The 14,058-nt window shown below is 72.8% G+C and carries 13 protein-coding genes; 6 read left to right on the forward strand and 7 right to left on the reverse strand.

The window, feature by feature from the left end; translation table 11 throughout:
* The first annotated feature begins 183 nt into the window (after positions 1-183).
* The 4 genes from GA0070606_RS06995 to GA0070606_RS07010 are packed head-to-tail and all read left to right on the forward strand — an operon-like array spanning position 184 to position 5,795.
* Positions 184-2,328 carry a hypothetical protein gene (locus GA0070606_RS06995; RefSeq protein WP_091096116.1) on the forward strand — a complete coding sequence of 715 codons (2,145 nt, stop codon included), beginning with the start codon at positions 184-186 and terminating at the stop codon, positions 2,326-2,328.
* Positions 2,315-3,181, forward strand: a complete 867-nt coding sequence (locus GA0070606_RS07000; RefSeq protein ID WP_091096118.1) for a hypothetical protein — start codon at positions 2,315-2,317, stop codon at positions 3,179-3,181. Before GA0070606_RS06995 ends, GA0070606_RS07000 begins: the two co-directional genes overlap by 14 nt.
* Complete coding sequence (locus GA0070606_RS07005; RefSeq protein ID WP_091096120.1) at positions 3,178-4,404, forward strand: OmpA family protein; 1,227 nt, start codon at positions 3,178-3,180, stop codon at positions 4,402-4,404. Before GA0070606_RS07000 ends, GA0070606_RS07005 begins: the two co-directional genes overlap by 4 nt.
* Positions 4,405-4,424: 20 nt before the next feature.
* Positions 4,425-5,795 (forward strand): hypothetical protein, encoded by a 1,371-nt coding sequence (locus GA0070606_RS07010; protein WP_091096121.1) that lies wholly within the window; start codon positions 4,425-4,427, stop codon positions 5,793-5,795.
* Positions 5,796-5,844: 49 nt separating this feature from the next.
* Here the strand turns inward: GA0070606_RS07010 and GA0070606_RS07015 are convergent, their stop codons facing one another.
* The 5 genes from GA0070606_RS07015 to GA0070606_RS07035 form a co-directional block, all read right to left on the reverse strand.
* Complete coding sequence (locus GA0070606_RS07015; protein ID WP_245724595.1) at positions 5,845-6,321, reverse strand: macro domain-containing protein; 477 nt, start codon at positions 6,319-6,321, stop codon at positions 5,845-5,847.
* Positions 6,322-6,370: 49 nt separating this feature from the next.
* Complete coding sequence (locus GA0070606_RS07020; protein ID WP_091096123.1) at positions 6,371-7,039, reverse strand: M23 family metallopeptidase; 669 nt, start codon at positions 7,037-7,039, stop codon at positions 6,371-6,373.
* Between the two features lie 109 nt (positions 7,040-7,148).
* A complete protein-coding gene (locus GA0070606_RS07025) occupies positions 7,149-8,390 on the reverse strand; it encodes an RNA polymerase sigma factor (protein WP_091096125.1) in 1,242 nt (413 codons plus the stop codon).
* Between the two features lie 61 nt (positions 8,391-8,451).
* A complete protein-coding gene (locus GA0070606_RS07030) occupies positions 8,452-8,817 on the reverse strand; it encodes a YciI family protein (RefSeq protein ID WP_091096127.1) in 366 nt (121 codons plus the stop codon).
* 42 nt (positions 8,818-8,859) lie between these two features.
* Positions 8,860-9,495 carry a DUF998 domain-containing protein gene (locus GA0070606_RS07035; protein ID WP_091096129.1) on the reverse strand — a complete coding sequence of 212 codons (636 nt, stop codon included), beginning with the start codon at positions 9,493-9,495 and terminating at the stop codon, positions 8,860-8,862.
* 152 nt (positions 9,496-9,647) lie between these two features.
* On the opposite strand from GA0070606_RS07035, the gene GA0070606_RS07040 reads away from it, so the two are divergent.
* Positions 9,648-10,073: a hypothetical protein gene (locus tag GA0070606_RS07040; protein WP_091096131.1), complete on the forward strand. Its 426-nt coding sequence runs from the start codon at positions 9,648-9,650 to the stop codon at positions 10,071-10,073.
* Between the two features lie 132 nt (positions 10,074-10,205).
* Here GA0070606_RS07040 and GA0070606_RS07045 read toward each other — a convergent pair whose 3' ends face one another.
* Positions 10,206-10,883, reverse strand: a complete 678-nt coding sequence (locus GA0070606_RS07045; protein ID WP_091096133.1) for a macro domain-containing protein — start codon at positions 10,881-10,883, stop codon at positions 10,206-10,208.
* 262 nt (positions 10,884-11,145) lie between these two features.
* Between GA0070606_RS07045 and GA0070606_RS07050 the strand changes: the two genes are divergently transcribed.
* A complete protein-coding gene (locus tag GA0070606_RS07050) occupies positions 11,146-12,762 on the forward strand; it encodes an ADP-ribosyltransferase domain-containing protein (protein WP_091107404.1) in 1,617 nt (538 codons plus the stop codon).
* 91 nt (positions 12,763-12,853) lie between these two features.
* Here GA0070606_RS07050 and GA0070606_RS07055 read toward each other — a convergent pair whose 3' ends face one another.
* Positions 12,854-13,918 carry a GlxA family transcriptional regulator gene (locus GA0070606_RS07055; RefSeq protein ID WP_091096135.1) on the reverse strand — a complete coding sequence of 355 codons (1,065 nt, stop codon included), beginning with the start codon at positions 13,916-13,918 and terminating at the stop codon, positions 12,854-12,856.
* Positions 13,919-14,058: the final 140 nt, after the last annotated feature.

Genomic DNA, 14,058 nt, shown 5'->3' on the forward strand with positions numbered 1-14,058 from the left:
GAGACGACCGACCGCCCGGAGCCGGCCGGCGAAACGGAGCAGCCCGGCACTGCGCCACCCGTCGTCGGAGAGCCGCCGGTGCCCCCTACGGCCCAGGCGGCGCTGCCGATCGCGCCGGAAGGGCCGCCCGTGCCCGCCCAGCGTCGCCCCGAGCCGCCGTCCGCACGACCTGCGGACGATCCGGTGGCCGAGAAGGTCCGCAAGGACTTCGACGCCGAGTCGACCAAGGGCAAGCAGCCGACCGCGCCCGGCGCGATGGACGACGACGACAGGGTCGACTACGACCCCGAGGAGCAGCAGCAGCGCGAACGCTTCCAGAAGAACCAGAGCAGGGCCGACCGTGGCGCGGCGGCCTCCGGGCCGAACGCCCGGGCGTACTACCACGACCGGCGCGTCTACCACGCCTACTTCGGCGGCCGGAGGTTCACCGTCCAGTACGGCGTGTTCGGTCCGGCGTACGTCGCGGCGGAGGTAAGCACCTACGTACCCGTACCGAACGCCGACGTGATGCGGGAGGCGCTCGGGAGGCAGCACCTCATCCGCCTCTGCGGCGAGGACGGCAGCGGCCGCCGGACCACGGCGATCAAGCTCCTCGACGAGGTCGGCTGCCGGCGCGACCGGATCGGCACGGTCGAGGTCGACGACGACCTGATCTTCTCGGTGCTGGCCGAGGACTGCGTGATGGAGCGCGGGGCCGGCATCATCATCGACCGCGACGACCGTCCGATGCGGGACGGGGCGGTCGACGCCCTGCGCCGGCGAGCCCGGGACGCGGGCGCCTTCGTCGTCATCCTGGACAGCACCGGGCGCGCGAACGCGGAGGCCTCCTTCGCGCACGAGCATCCCGACCACCGGGAGGTGCTGGGACGCCACCTCTGGGTGCTGCTGGCCACCGGCGCGGCCCCGGCACGGACGAGGGACACGGACCAGGCCAACCGGGCCTACCACGACAGGGCCGTCCAGCACCCCGCCGTGACCAGCAGGATCCGGCTGGCCACCTCGGTCCGCTACGTGGTCCGGCTCGCCGAACACCTCGCGGGCAACCCGGACCGGGAGGGCGACCTCGACCAACTGCTGGCCGAGTGGGACAACCAGTCCCGCACGCTCGCGAAGGACATCCTCTCCCCCGCCGAGAAGACCGGGGAGAAGGCACACCTGATACCGCACCGGCAGGCGTTCCGGATCGCGTACGCGGTCTTCGCCGGTCATCCGCTCTCCGACGTGTTCCACGCCGGCGAGCTGCTCAGCCAGCAGATCATCCCGCGCTACGAGACGCGCGGCACCACACCCGACCGGCTCGTCTTCGACGGCAACATCGACAGGCTGATCCACCCGTCGATGGTGGCGCCCGCGCGCGGCGACGAGCAGCGGCCGGGCCCGCGCTGCGCCGAACTGGCCGACGAGACCCTGATCCGGGCGATCCTCGACGTCGCCTGGCACGACTACGACACCCTGCGTGGTCCGCTGATGGCCTGGCTGACGGTGCTGGCCGGGAACCGTTCCTGGCAGGTCCGGCTGCGCGCCGCGCAGATCGCCGGGATCCTGGCCGGCTTCGACTTCGACCAGGTGTACCGCGTCCTGATCGGGGTCTGGGCCCGCTGGCAGGCGACCTACCGGCGCTCGGCGGCCCTGGCCATGGACATGGCCTACGTGGACGCGAGGCTCACCCGGCGCGTACGGCGGCGGGTGTACGACTGGTCGCGCAGCCCCGACCCGCTGCTGCAGGACAGCGCGGCCCGCGTCTACGGCATGCGGCTGGGCGAGGAGGACGTCCCCCGGGCCATCCGCGAGCTGGCCCGGATGGGTCGCCAACCCGAACTGGCCGCCAGCAGCTCGGTCGCCGCGGCGATGAGCATGCTCTTCCTCTCCGGCGCCGCCGACGACGTGATGGACGAGCTGGCGGACTGGGTGGCGTCGCCCAACGAGCACCTTCCGCAGCACGCCGTACGGGCCCTGGTCGTCCTCGCCCGCCAACCCGGCAGCGTCGATCGGCAGGGTTGGCCCGCGCTGCCCGAACTCGCCGAACGCCGGGAACGGTGGCAGCGCGCCCTGGTCGACCTGTGGCGCAACGCGCTCACCAACGCCGAGACCTCACGTCGCGCCTGGGAGCCGATGCGCAAGTGGCTGCTCGCCGCCGACCACGACGGGAAGCTCCGGGCCTTCGTCGAGCCGCTGGCGATGGAGATCTTCGCGAGGCCGCTGGACAGTCGGGCCCGCTTCAACCTCCGGCTCTGGCGGAACCGCCATCCGGACGCGGTGCTCATCGCCGCGCTCATCCGCCGGCTCACGCCGGGAACGACTCGGGAGGCAACCGATGGGGATATCTGACGGCTTCTTCCGCCGACTCTGGCGACGGATCCGGGGTGACGGCGGCGACCGGGCCCCGATCCAGCCCAGGCCCGCGGAGGTCTACGAACCCCCGGCGAGCGACGCCCCGCTCGTCGTACCGGCCAGGGGCGACGTCTACGACTTCCACGTCTACGCGCACCTGCGGTGGGACAGCCCGTCCCGGCACTTCGACATCTACGAGATCGAGGAGGAGGCTGCCGCGTACCAGGACGTCGCGCGGGAACGGACGATGCAGACGGTGTGGCGTCATGCCCGGTCGCTCGACCCGCTCGACCCGGCGGGAGCCGAGCTGGTGCTCAACGACGCGCTCGCCACCGGCTTCTGCTGGCCGAAGGCGAGCCCGGACCTGCGGTGCCGCCCGTCGGTGCGGGTGTTGATGGATCCGCGGCTGCGCGAGCAGAAGGCCCCGCTGGAGCTGCGGCGCGTCGAGCAGCAGTTGGCGTTGGCGCGCGACGAGGTGGTCCGGGCCCGCACCGAGCAGTGGCTGCGCGGGTTCCAGGAGCTCGAACAGTTCCACCACCTCGGCAAGGACGAGCGGCAGTTCCTGCTTCCGTTCGCCGCCAGCCTCGTCGACGGCGAACTCGCGACGGTGACCCGCGCCCTCGCCGACGAGCGGCGGGCCCGGTACGACGAACTGGTCGGGGTGCTCGCCCAGGCCGTACGCGACCACGAGCGGGTCGGCCTGTTCGAGTTCGCGAACGCGTACGACAAGGCGCTGCGCGCGTTCTGCCGCCAGATGGGCGTCGACCTGGGCAAGTGGCATCTCGCCGACTTCGGCGAGGCGGTCGAGCCCGTCGAGCTGGGCGACGGGCATCCGGGAGCCGCACGGTGAGCGGGGGGCGCCGGAACGCGGCGCTGTCCGCCGTGCTGCTGCTCGCCGTCGCGCCGCTGGTGGCCGGTTGCGAGCCGAAGATCCGCGAGACGCCGCCGTGCGATTGGCTGGCCGAGTCGCCGCGGTCGGGGGCCGGACGGCTGGCCGTCCTCGTCGACGTCTCCACCTCGACCCGGTCCGCGTCGGGGGTGGGCTCCGTGGACTATCCGTCCGCCCTCCGCGAGGAGATCGAACGGGCGGTCACGGACCAGCGGACGGTCGCCCTCTCCGCGTTCAGCGGCCCCGCCAGCGACCTCAGCCTGACGATCCGGTCGACCAACTGGAAGGAGCAGGCCAGGAACGCGGAGAACCAGGCCGGCAAGCGGGAGGACGCCCGCGACTGTCTGACGGACGACGTACGACAGCTCCAGCAGGTCCAGCCCACGGCAGGCGGCACCGACATCCTGCGCGCGGTCAGTCAGGCCTCGGCGTGGCTGCGCATGGACTCGACGGCCCCCTCCCGGCATCTGGTGATCGCGACCGACGGGCTGGTGACCCACGGCTGCGCCGACCTCACCCGCTCCAGGTTCCGGGGGCAGCCCGAGATCGACGCCATCGCCGGGGAGTGCCTGAAGGGCGAGATCCAGCCGAAGGAACTCGAGGGCATCACCGTCACCATGATCGGCGTCGGACGTCCCGCCGCCGATCAACCGATCCCCGGTACGGCACAGGCGAGCTGGCTGCGGGCGCTGTGGGCGCGGCTCTGCGCGGAAGCGGGTGGGACCTGCGCTCCCGACGCGGGCACGGTGCCTCGCAGCACGGCGGCCGGGCCGGCGGCCGGGACCGACGCGGCCGCCCAGGACCCCCCGGTGAGCTTCGGCCCGGACCTGACGAGCTTCTCCGTTCCCGGGGCGCTCTTCGACACCGGCAGGTGGACGCTCCGCCCGGAGGCGGCCCGGGTGCTGACCCGGATCGCCGTGCAGATCAGGTCCAGGCCCTACACGAAGGTCGTCGTCGAGGGGTACGCCGACCCCCGGGCCGGCGGGGACGTGGACAACCAGACCCTGTCCGAGAATCGGGCACGGGCGGTCGCGGAGGCGCTCGCCGCCGACGGGGTGCGGTCCCCGCAACCGAGGGGCATGGGCCCGACCACCACGTGCTTCGACGGCACCGCTGTCGCACAGAGCGACAACTCCGACGCGGCGCTGCAGTGCCTGCGCCGCGTCGACATCACCGCGAGCTGAACGATTCTGTGGAGGATCGCATGGCGGAGGGCAGCACTCAGACCAACGGTCGCCGACCGAGATGGGTCGCACCCGCACCGTGCGCCGGCGCACCCGGCGACCCGATCGGCCTCGGCCCGACCCGCTACGCCGAGGAGAATCCGAACGACCTCGAGGCGGCCGCGCTGTTGCGGGCGTTCACCGCCGGGAACGCCTCCCTGCGGCAGTCGCAGGATGCGGTCAACGCGGCAGGCGCCGACATGGTCACCCGCTACCACGTGGCGCGGGCCCGGATCGACGACGTCAACCGCTTCCGGGCGGTCGGCAGCGTCGTCGAGGCGTGCGAGGAGAACGACCGGATCGTGCGGCGGCACACCAGGGACGGTCCGGAGGACCGCCGCAGGCGCCTGATGCCGCCGAAACTGCTCTGGGTCGTGCTCGGTGTGTCGGCGCTCTTCGACGCCTCCTTCATCGGCGATCTGATGCAGCAGATCTTCGACGTGGACTGGCGGCATCCGCTCTACTACTTCGCCTACCTGCCGGGCATCGGCATCGCGGTCTGCCTCTACGCGGCCGGGGTGGCCCTGGCGACGCACCTCTTCCGGCGCCAGGACCGGTTGAGCCGGCGGCGGAAGGTGCCACGGCTCAACCCCGCCGTGGCGCTGCGCCGCCTGTTCTGGGACTGGCGGCCCGGTCCCCTGGAGCGGCGGGAGGACGATCTGCCCTGGTCGCGTCTGCCCGGCCCGGTCCTGGCCGCCTCGCTGGTCCTGGCGCTGCTCGGTGTCGCCGCGTTGGTCCGCGCGCAGTACGCGGCCGAGGAGTTCGACAGCCTGGCGGTCTTCCAGCCGGTCTTCGTGGTGCTGCTCATCCTGCTGAGCGTCGGCGCCATCGCGATCAAGGTGCAGTCGCACAACCCGTACGCGGACAGCAGCGAGCGTGCCCGCGACAAGGTCAGTACCGCCGAGAAGCAGGCCGCCGACCTCATCGGGAAGGCGCGTGACGCGGTGGCGGCACACGCCAAGGCCTGGGACGCGCTCCGGTCGTCGATCTCCACGGCCACGGCGACGGCCCGCGAGGTCGTGGAGGAGGCCTGCGCCGTCATGCTGGAGACCCGGGGTCGCCGGACGCCCCGCGACAGGGTCGACATCAACCTGCCGCTGGTGTGGCTCGCCTGGCCGACGGAGAACGACGCCGGCCCTCGGGCCGACACCCAACTCCCCGGCCTCGACCTGAAGCTCCTCGACTACGCGACCGACGTCGCCGAGCGCTACGAGCCCAAGGAGCTGGACCGGCACCTGCAGGAGGCGATCGACAGGTTGAACGGCCAGTTCGAGCTGGACCGTCGTGCTGCCGACAGCCAGGCGGGCACGCGGGACGAGCCGGGGGGCGTCACGGACGACGAGGAGCGCTGAGCCGCACCGGGCGCGGGCTCGGCGCTCCTCCCCGGCCTCGCCGGTGCCGTCACCCGTGGTCGTACACCGTCACGGCGACGTCGCGCTCGCAGAGGGTACGCACGATGATCGGCTCCATCCGGGTCCAGGTGCCGCCGGCGAGCCCGCAGCCGATCCTGGGCATGTGCACGGACGCCCCCAGCGCCTGCGCGTGGTCGGCGAGCGACGTCAGGCAGCGTTCGACGGCGTCGTAGCGGATCGGTGGCCCGTTGCTGCCGGTCCTCGTCCCGCGCTGGCCGACCATGTTCGCCACACACAGGTCGGGCGCGACCCGCACCAGCCGGATCGCGCCGAGCGCGAAGTCGTTGCCCGCGCGATGCCGGTGCCAGTCGCGGTAGTCGCGTTCGGGCTGCGGCCAGCGCTTGGAGACGGCCAGCACGAAGCCCTTGCCCCAGCCACCCACGTCGTTGCAGACGTGCGCGACCACCTTCGGCCCCTTGGCCTGCGGGCTGGTCGCGTCGCCCTTGATGATCCTCAGCGGCGTCACGCCGGCCAGCATGCCAGCCGCGTACGACGGCCTCGGCCCATTTTCGGCGTCACCCGGGCGGGCAGTTGTTGCTCTTGCGCTTGACGGTGTATTCGGTGTCGTCGTGCGTGATGCCCGACGGGACGCCGTCGAAGTGGCTCTCCACCTTCTCCCAGCCCCGGCGCTGCTCGTAGTGCAGGTGCGGCGCGCCGGAGTTGCCGGTGCTGCCGAGCCGCCCGATCTGCTCGCCCTGGGCGACCCGCTGACCGACCCGCACCAGCGGCGGTTCGAGCAGGTGCAGGTACTGCGTCTCCCACTTTCCGCCGTGGTCGATCTTCACCCAGTAGCCGCCGCCACGGCCGCGCGGGCCGTTCGGGTTGTCGGGGGTGCGGCCGCCCAGCGACCCGTTGATCCCCGCCACCGTGACGGTGCCGGCGTAGGAGGCAAGCACGGGTCGCCCCCACGCCTCGCCCTCGGTGGGAAACAGGTCGACGTCGTAGTCGTCGTGACCGGGATAGGTGCCGAGCTGCCAGGTCTCGCCGCAGGCGACGGGAAGCTGGAAGAGCGGGCGCGGGCCCGCCGGGCGCAGCAGCGGCACGACGAACACGGCGCAGACGTAGACGACGGCGGCGAGCACGGCCGCGACCGCGCCGATCAGGACGGCCCTGCGGGCACGGCGGGGGGCGCGGCGGTGGCTGCGGGGGGTGGTCGGCTGGCCGGTCGTCACCGTCCGAAGCATGGCAGACGCCGGCAAGGCGTCCGCCGCCGGACGACCCGCGCCCGGCGGCCCGCGCCCCACCCGGGACGGCGGCCTGGGCGGGGGCCACGCCGCCAGGCGCCTGGCGTCGTCAGCCGAGGCGGTCGGCCCGCCCCAGCAGGTACCGCCGCTCGACCTGGTTCTCCGTCAGGGCTGCCGCCTGACGGTAGAGCGTCGCCGCGCCGGCCGCGTCGCCGGTCTCCTGGAGCAGGTGGGCGCGCACCGCGCGTTCTCGTTGCCGGGTCAGTGGCTCCTGGTCGAGTCGGAAGCGCCGGTTCAGGTCGTCGAGCAGCGCCAGCCCTCGGGTCGGCCCGTACGCCCGGGCCACCGCCACCACCCGGCTCAGCCGCACCGGCGCGGAGGGGGCGAGCCGTTCCAGCCACAGGTACAGCGCCGCGATCTGCGGCCAGTCCGTCCGCTCCGGCGACCCCGCCGCGGCGTGCACGGCCGCGATCGCCGCCTGCAACTGGTACGGGCCCACCTCGTGCCGGTTCCAGACGCCGTCGATCAGCTCGGTGCCCTCGCGGATCAGGGCGGGATCCCAGCGCGACCGGTCCTGCTCGTCCAACGGCACCAACTCGTCGTCGCCCCCGGTGCGGGCGGCCCGCCGTGACTCGGTGAGCAGCATCAGCGCGAGCAGGCCGGTCACTTCGGCGTCGTCGGGCACGGCGTCGTGGAGCATCCGCGTCAGCCGGATCGCCTCGCGGGTCAGGTCGACGCGGGCGAGTTCGTCGCCGGCCGACGCCGTGTAACCCTCGTTGAAGATCAGATACAGCACCCGCGTCACGGCGGCCATCCGGCTGTCCCGGTCGGCGTCGGTCGGCGGGTTGAAGCGGGCGCCGGCGCGGGCCAGTCGCTGCTTGGCGCGACTGATGCGCGTACCCATGGTGGCCTCGGTCGTGCCGTGGGCGTGCGCGATCTCGGCGGTCGTCAGGCCGCCCACGGCGCGCAACGTGAGCGCCACCTGGGAGGTGGCGCTCAGCGCGGGGTGGCAGCAGAGCAGCAGCAGGGTCAGGCTGTCGTCGACCTCCTGCGGGGCGGACGGCCGGCGGGCCGGCTCCCGCATGGCCAGCTCGGCCAATCCGGCCTCCTGCTCGCGGCGGCGGCGGGCCTGGTCGGAGCGGAGCATGTCGACCATCCGGCGGTAGCCGACCCGGATCAGCCAGCCGCGCGGGTCCGCCGGCACGCCGTCGGCCGGCCAGGCCCGGCTCGCGGTGAGCAGCGCCTCCTGCACCGCGTCCTCGGCGATGTCGAAGCGGCCGAACCGGCGCACCAGCGCGCCGAGCACCTGCGGCGCCTCCGTGCGCAGCAGGTGCTCGACGTACGCGGTCATGCCGGACCCGCCTCTCCCGCGCGGCGCGCCGGCCGTGCGGGACGCCGGTGGACGCGTCGCGTCATGCCGCGAAGTCCGCGCCCATGATCGGCCGGATCTCGATCGGCTCGCCCAGCACCTCGACGATGCGCGCGGCGATCTCGACAGCCCGCTCGTGGCTGGCCACGTCGATCACCGCGAAGCTGGCCAGGACCTCCTTGAGCTCGGCGAACGGTCCGTCGGTCGCGACCACGCCGTCGCCGGTACGCCGGACGGTGGTGCTGACCGCCGGGTGGCCGAGGCCCTCGCTGCCGACGAACTCTCCGGTCCCGACGAGTTCCCGCTCGAACTCCTGGTACGTGGCGAAGGCGGCCATCGCCTCCTCCGACGGGGTGTCGGCGGCGTCCCAGGCGGCGGTCGGCGTGTAGCCGAGGAGCAGATACTTCATGGTCATCCTCTTCGTGGTCGGCTCCGGTGACAGTAGCCAGGGTCAGGCGAAGCGGCGCAGCGACAGCGCGAGAACGGTCGTCCAGGAGAACGCGACCAGGCCGTTCACGGCGACCTGGACGCTCATGTGATCCGGCGACACGGGCGTGAGCAGGACGAGCGCCACGATGCCGTGCGCCACGGCCGGCAGCACGCGCCGGCGGCGGGCGCACCGGACGGCCAGCACGACAGCGGCGACGGCCAGCGCCGTGAAGGCGACGGCTGCGGCGACCGAGTGCGCGACGCCGTGCCAGGACATCTGCGCGACCGGCCCGTCGGGGGTGCCGGCCGGGAAGCCGTGCTCAGGGTCCATCGGGAACACTCCGGCGGCGACCAACCCGACGCCGAAGGTCCCGACGAGGACCGGCACCGCCCGCCGGCCGACGCCGACGGTGAGCGTCCGCCGGATGCCGGCGGCCAGCGCCGTGGCGCCGAGTCCGGCGAGCACGAACGTCGCGATCTGGATCCAGCCGAGGCCGCCGGTGGAGAGCTGGCTGATCGGATGCCGGGTGATGTCGAAGCCCTCCCGGGTGAGCATCTGGGCGACGGCCGAGGTGAAGAAGACCGGACCGGCAAGGGCGCCGGCGAGGAGCAGGCGGTCGAGCCGGGGGCGGGCGGCGGGGACGGCGAGGGTGGCCATGACTTCCTCCTCTTAGCGGGGTCACTGCTGACACCTCGGAGCCGGTGCGCGATCTTCGACGTCGCCCGCCTGTGACCGTCGTCACGACGTGTGGTTGTCGAGGACCGGGGGCCGGCTCCGAGGTACCGGCAAGCACCCACCAAGGAGGAGAGATGTCCGAGACTCACCAGCCGAGCGCCGAACTCAAGGCCCTGGAACGCCTGGTCGGCACCTGGGCGGTCACCGGCGGCGCCGAGGGAACCGTGACGTACGAGTGGATGGAAGGCGGGTTCTTCCTGCTCCAGCGGGTCGCGCTCACCCAGTTCGGCCAGCCCGTCACCGGCCTGGAGGTCATCGGGAACCTGCGCCCGTTCGGCGAACCGGTCGGCGCGGACGTGGTGTCGCGGTTCTACGACTCGGCCGGCAACACCCTCGACTACGTCTACGAACTGACCGGCGACACGTTGACCATCTGGGGCGGCGCAAAGGGCAGCCCGGCCTACTACCGGGGCACGTTCAGCGCCGACGGCACCACGGTCACCGGCGAGTGGGTCTACCCCGGCGGGGGCGGTTACCCCTCGACCATGACGCGGGTCTGACGTCGACCGCGCGCCGGCCGGGCAATCGTGGCCCTCTCCCCATCACGGAGGACCACCGCTCGCCCGGCCGGCGCCCGCCACCGCTCCCCCCGGCCGGCACCCGGCGGCCGGCCGGCGCGACGGGCTGCTCCGTCAACGGCGGGAGCCGGGGCGGGTGGGGGCCGTCACCCGCACCCGCTCCTCCTCCGGGCGGCTGTCGATGTCGTCGAGCTGCTCGCAGACGACCTTCCGCAGCTCGTCGTAGTCGTCGAAGTAGTAGTCGTTGAACAGCGTGTAGCCCGTCCACATCAGGTTGGCGCAGACGCGAGCCGGCACCCGCCCGGTCGCCGCGCCCATGCCGACCAGCGCCACCGACCCGATGCTGCCCGGCTCCCGCTCGTTCTGGGCGTGGACGGCCTGGAAGGCGGCGGCGCACGCCAGCGCCACGTTGAGCGTCTCGCTCACGTTCTGCACCGACTGCTCCATCGTCGGCGTCGAGATCAGGAACTTCGGGTTGGTCGCGCCGGACGGCACGCAGACGGCGCTGCCCACCGGCATCGACCCGCCGAACTGGTCGCGGATCGCCCGCTGGACGCGCAGCTGGATCCCCGCTCCGAGGTGCCGCTTGATGGCCGCGTCCACGCCGCCGTCCATGCGCCCCCGGGAGTTGGTCGGGCTGACCCAGGCGTCGACCTCGCGGGTCAGGATCGAGCCCTTGTGGATCTCGACCTCGGGGGTGTCCGCGAACGCGGCCCGCCACGCCTGCACCACCTTCGCGTTGACGTCTGTCAAAACCACTCTGAGCAGCGGCTTCGCATGGTCGATGGGCATGGCTCACTCCAACGGTGTAGCGGGGGATGTCCGACGTGGATCAAGGTAGCGCCACCCACCGACATCCCGGTCCTTGAGGGATCGCCGTGACCGGGTGAGCGCGGTCTCCGCGGCTGTCGGCCCGGCGGCACGGGTGGCGTGCCCCTCGACCGGTGGTCCCCGGCTCCGGCGCCGGGACTGTCACCCGTGGACGGCACAATGCCCCCACCCTTGATCATCCGTGCCGTCGGACCGGCACGGTCCGCCACACCGGGAGCCCGCGATGAGCGACACCACCGCCACCACCCCGCCCGACCCGAACGACCCGCTGGCCCTCGCCGATCTCTTCAACGGCGGTGGCGAGCCGTGGCTGCCGCTGCTCAAGCCGGTCATCGAGGCGCAGCCGGGCGCGGCCACGTTCATCGGCCCCGGCCGCAGCCCGCAGGTCGTGCCCGTCCGCGAGCTGACCTTCCAGGCGCTCAAGCCCAACCCGCCGCACAGGTGGAAGGTCGTCGTCTTCGGCCAGAACCCCTACCCGCGACCCGAGAGCGCCACCGGCATCGCCATGTTCGACAACACCTTCCACGACTGGAAGGACAGCCAGTTCGGCCGGGTGGTGAGCATCCGCTGCATCATCAAGGCGGCGGCGATGTGGAAGTACGGCATCCCCAAGAAGACCCCGATCGCCGACATCCGCGCGCTGCTGCGCGAGCACGACACGGTGCAGCCGCCGGAGTGGTTCCAGGCGATGCTCACCCAGGGCGTGCTGCTGCTGAACGCGGCCCTCACCGCCAGCGGCGACGGGGCCATGGCCACCGACCGGCACACCGCGTTCTGGCGGCCGGTCGTCGAGGCGCTCGTCGAGGAGATCCTCAAGGCCAAGCAGCAGGCCGACGAGGCGGATCGGGGGGTGGTGTTCGCCTGGTGGGGGGCGCACGCCCGCAGCCTCAGGCAGGTCGTCGTCCGGCTCGCGAGGAAATACCCCGAGGTCGAGGTCCGGCACATCGACCACCCCAACCCCGCGGCGCAGGGCGACATCTTCTGCGACGGCAACCACTTCGCCGACGTCAACGCGGCGCTCCGGACGCTGGGCGCCGACGAGATCGACTGGCTGCCCAGCAAGGGCTGGAGCGCGTCGGCGGCGCACTCCGGCGGCGCGGACGCGAACGCGGCCGACCGCATGGGCGAGTTCATCGCCTCGACGATGGAGCTGCACAAGCTCTACCTGGAGCGGCTCGCCAGCGTCAAGGACGAGGGGCTCGTCCTGCCCGCGATCACCGGTGTCTTCGACACCCCGCTGATGGACTTCCGCACCGCCGTCGCGCCGGTGGCGAGGCTGTTGTCGGGGCTCGGCTGGCACGTGGAGCAGTCGCACCGGTTCGGCGAGAAGCAGACGGAGGGCGCGGCCGACGGACTCACCGCGGACGAGGCCGCCGCGCTCTACCTCTACACCTGCGAGTCGGCGTTCTACCGCCGAATCAACGCCACCCTGCGCGACCCGGACCGCAGCCGCATCGTCCCCTACCTGCCGTACCTGCGACTGCTCTTCGCCGCGGTGTCCCGGCTTCCGGTCCGCACGGAGCCGCTGTGGCGCGGGGTGTCGCTGGACCTGCGGGCGCAGTACCCGCTGGGCCAGACCGTGACGTGGTGGGGCGTCTCCTCGTGCACGTCGAAGCTCGGCGTGGCCAGGGCGTTCCTCCGTGGCCGCGGCAAGCGGACCCTCTTCGAGGTGCTGCCCGCGCGGGCCGTGGGCATCCGCCGGTTCTCCGCGTTCACCGGAGAGGAGGAGTTCATCCTCGCCCCGGGCACGCAGCTCAGGGTGACCGGCGTGAAGGCGGAACGGGGCGGCCTCTGCACCGTCACGCTCGAAGAGCTGGACGGGAAGCGCCTGGTGGCGTGAGCGGCCGGCGTGCCGGCCGCCGGACGGTCGCGCCCGCTGCCCCCGCTGCACACCGCCTGGCTCGAGACGCGTGACGATCGGAGCCGGCGCTTCAGCGGGTACGGCGGGGCGACCCGCCGACGCCACGCGCGCCGGCACCCGCCGTCGTGCCGCCGCAGCTTCCCGCCGTGCAGGCTGTGGACGTTCGCGCCGTCGTGCGGCGGGCATCGAAGGCCCGCCGGTACGCGCGGGGCGGAATGCCGCGCCGCTTCACGAACTGCCCGCGCAGCACGGCGGAGTTGGCGTAGCCGACCCGCCGCGCGATCTCGTCCAGTGGCAGGGCGGTGCTTTCGAGCAGTTCCTCGGCCCGGGCGAGGCGCTGCTGAAGCAGCCAGGCGTGCGGCGTCGTACCGGTCGCCGCCTTGACCCGGCGGAGGAAGGTACGCGGACTCATGACCGCGCGGGCGGCGAGTTCCTCGACCGGGACGAGCCGGTGCAGGTTCTCCGCCGCCCAGGCGAGCACCTCGGTCAGGAGTTCGTCGTCCCGACTGGCCGGTACGGGTGCCTCCAGGTACTGCGGCTGGCCGCCGGTGCGCGGCGGGGGCATGACGGTCCCGCGGCCGAAGGCGTTGGCGACGGAGATTCCGTGCTCGCGCCGCAGCAGGTGCAGGTACATGTCCGGAGTGGCGCCCGAGCCGGCGCCGGTGACCAGTTGACCCTCGTCGACGAAGAGGTCGTCGGGGAGCACCGTCACGGCGGGGTGTCGGGCGGCGAACTCCTCGGCGTGCTTCCAGTGTGTGGTGGCGCGCAGCCCGTCGAGCAGGCCGGTGGCCGCGAGGAGGAAGGAGCCGACGCAACTGCTGGCGATGACCGCGCCCCGGGCATGGGCCTCCTGGATCGCGCCGACGATCTCCGGCGAGGGCTCGTCGCGGAAGTGGTCCCCGGGCAGGATGAGGACCAGTTCGCCCTTGGCGAGGCGGTGGAGGTCGTGCGCGACGGGCAGGGACAGCCCGAGATCGGTCCGCACCGCTCCGGGCCGCTCCGCGCAGAAGGCGAGTCTGAAACCGGGGGTGCGGGAGGAGCCGCAGAGCGCGCCGAAGAATTCCCCGGCCAGCCCCACGGCAAGTGTGCTGACCCGATCGGGGACATAGGCGGTCACCGACAGGAATCCACTCATGGGACCGTTTCCTTGTCTCTACGCCAACGACGGGCATCGCTTCCCGCTGCGCCCGACTCCTCATCACGTGAATCGACACCGTTCATGATCTAAGGCCGGCGCGATCCGAACAAGTGTCGGAGGGGCACCCCGACTGTCGT

The organism is Micromonospora citrea (genome assembly GCF_900090315.1).
GTDB lineage: Bacteria > Actinomycetota > Actinomycetes > Mycobacteriales > Micromonosporaceae > Micromonospora > Micromonospora citrea.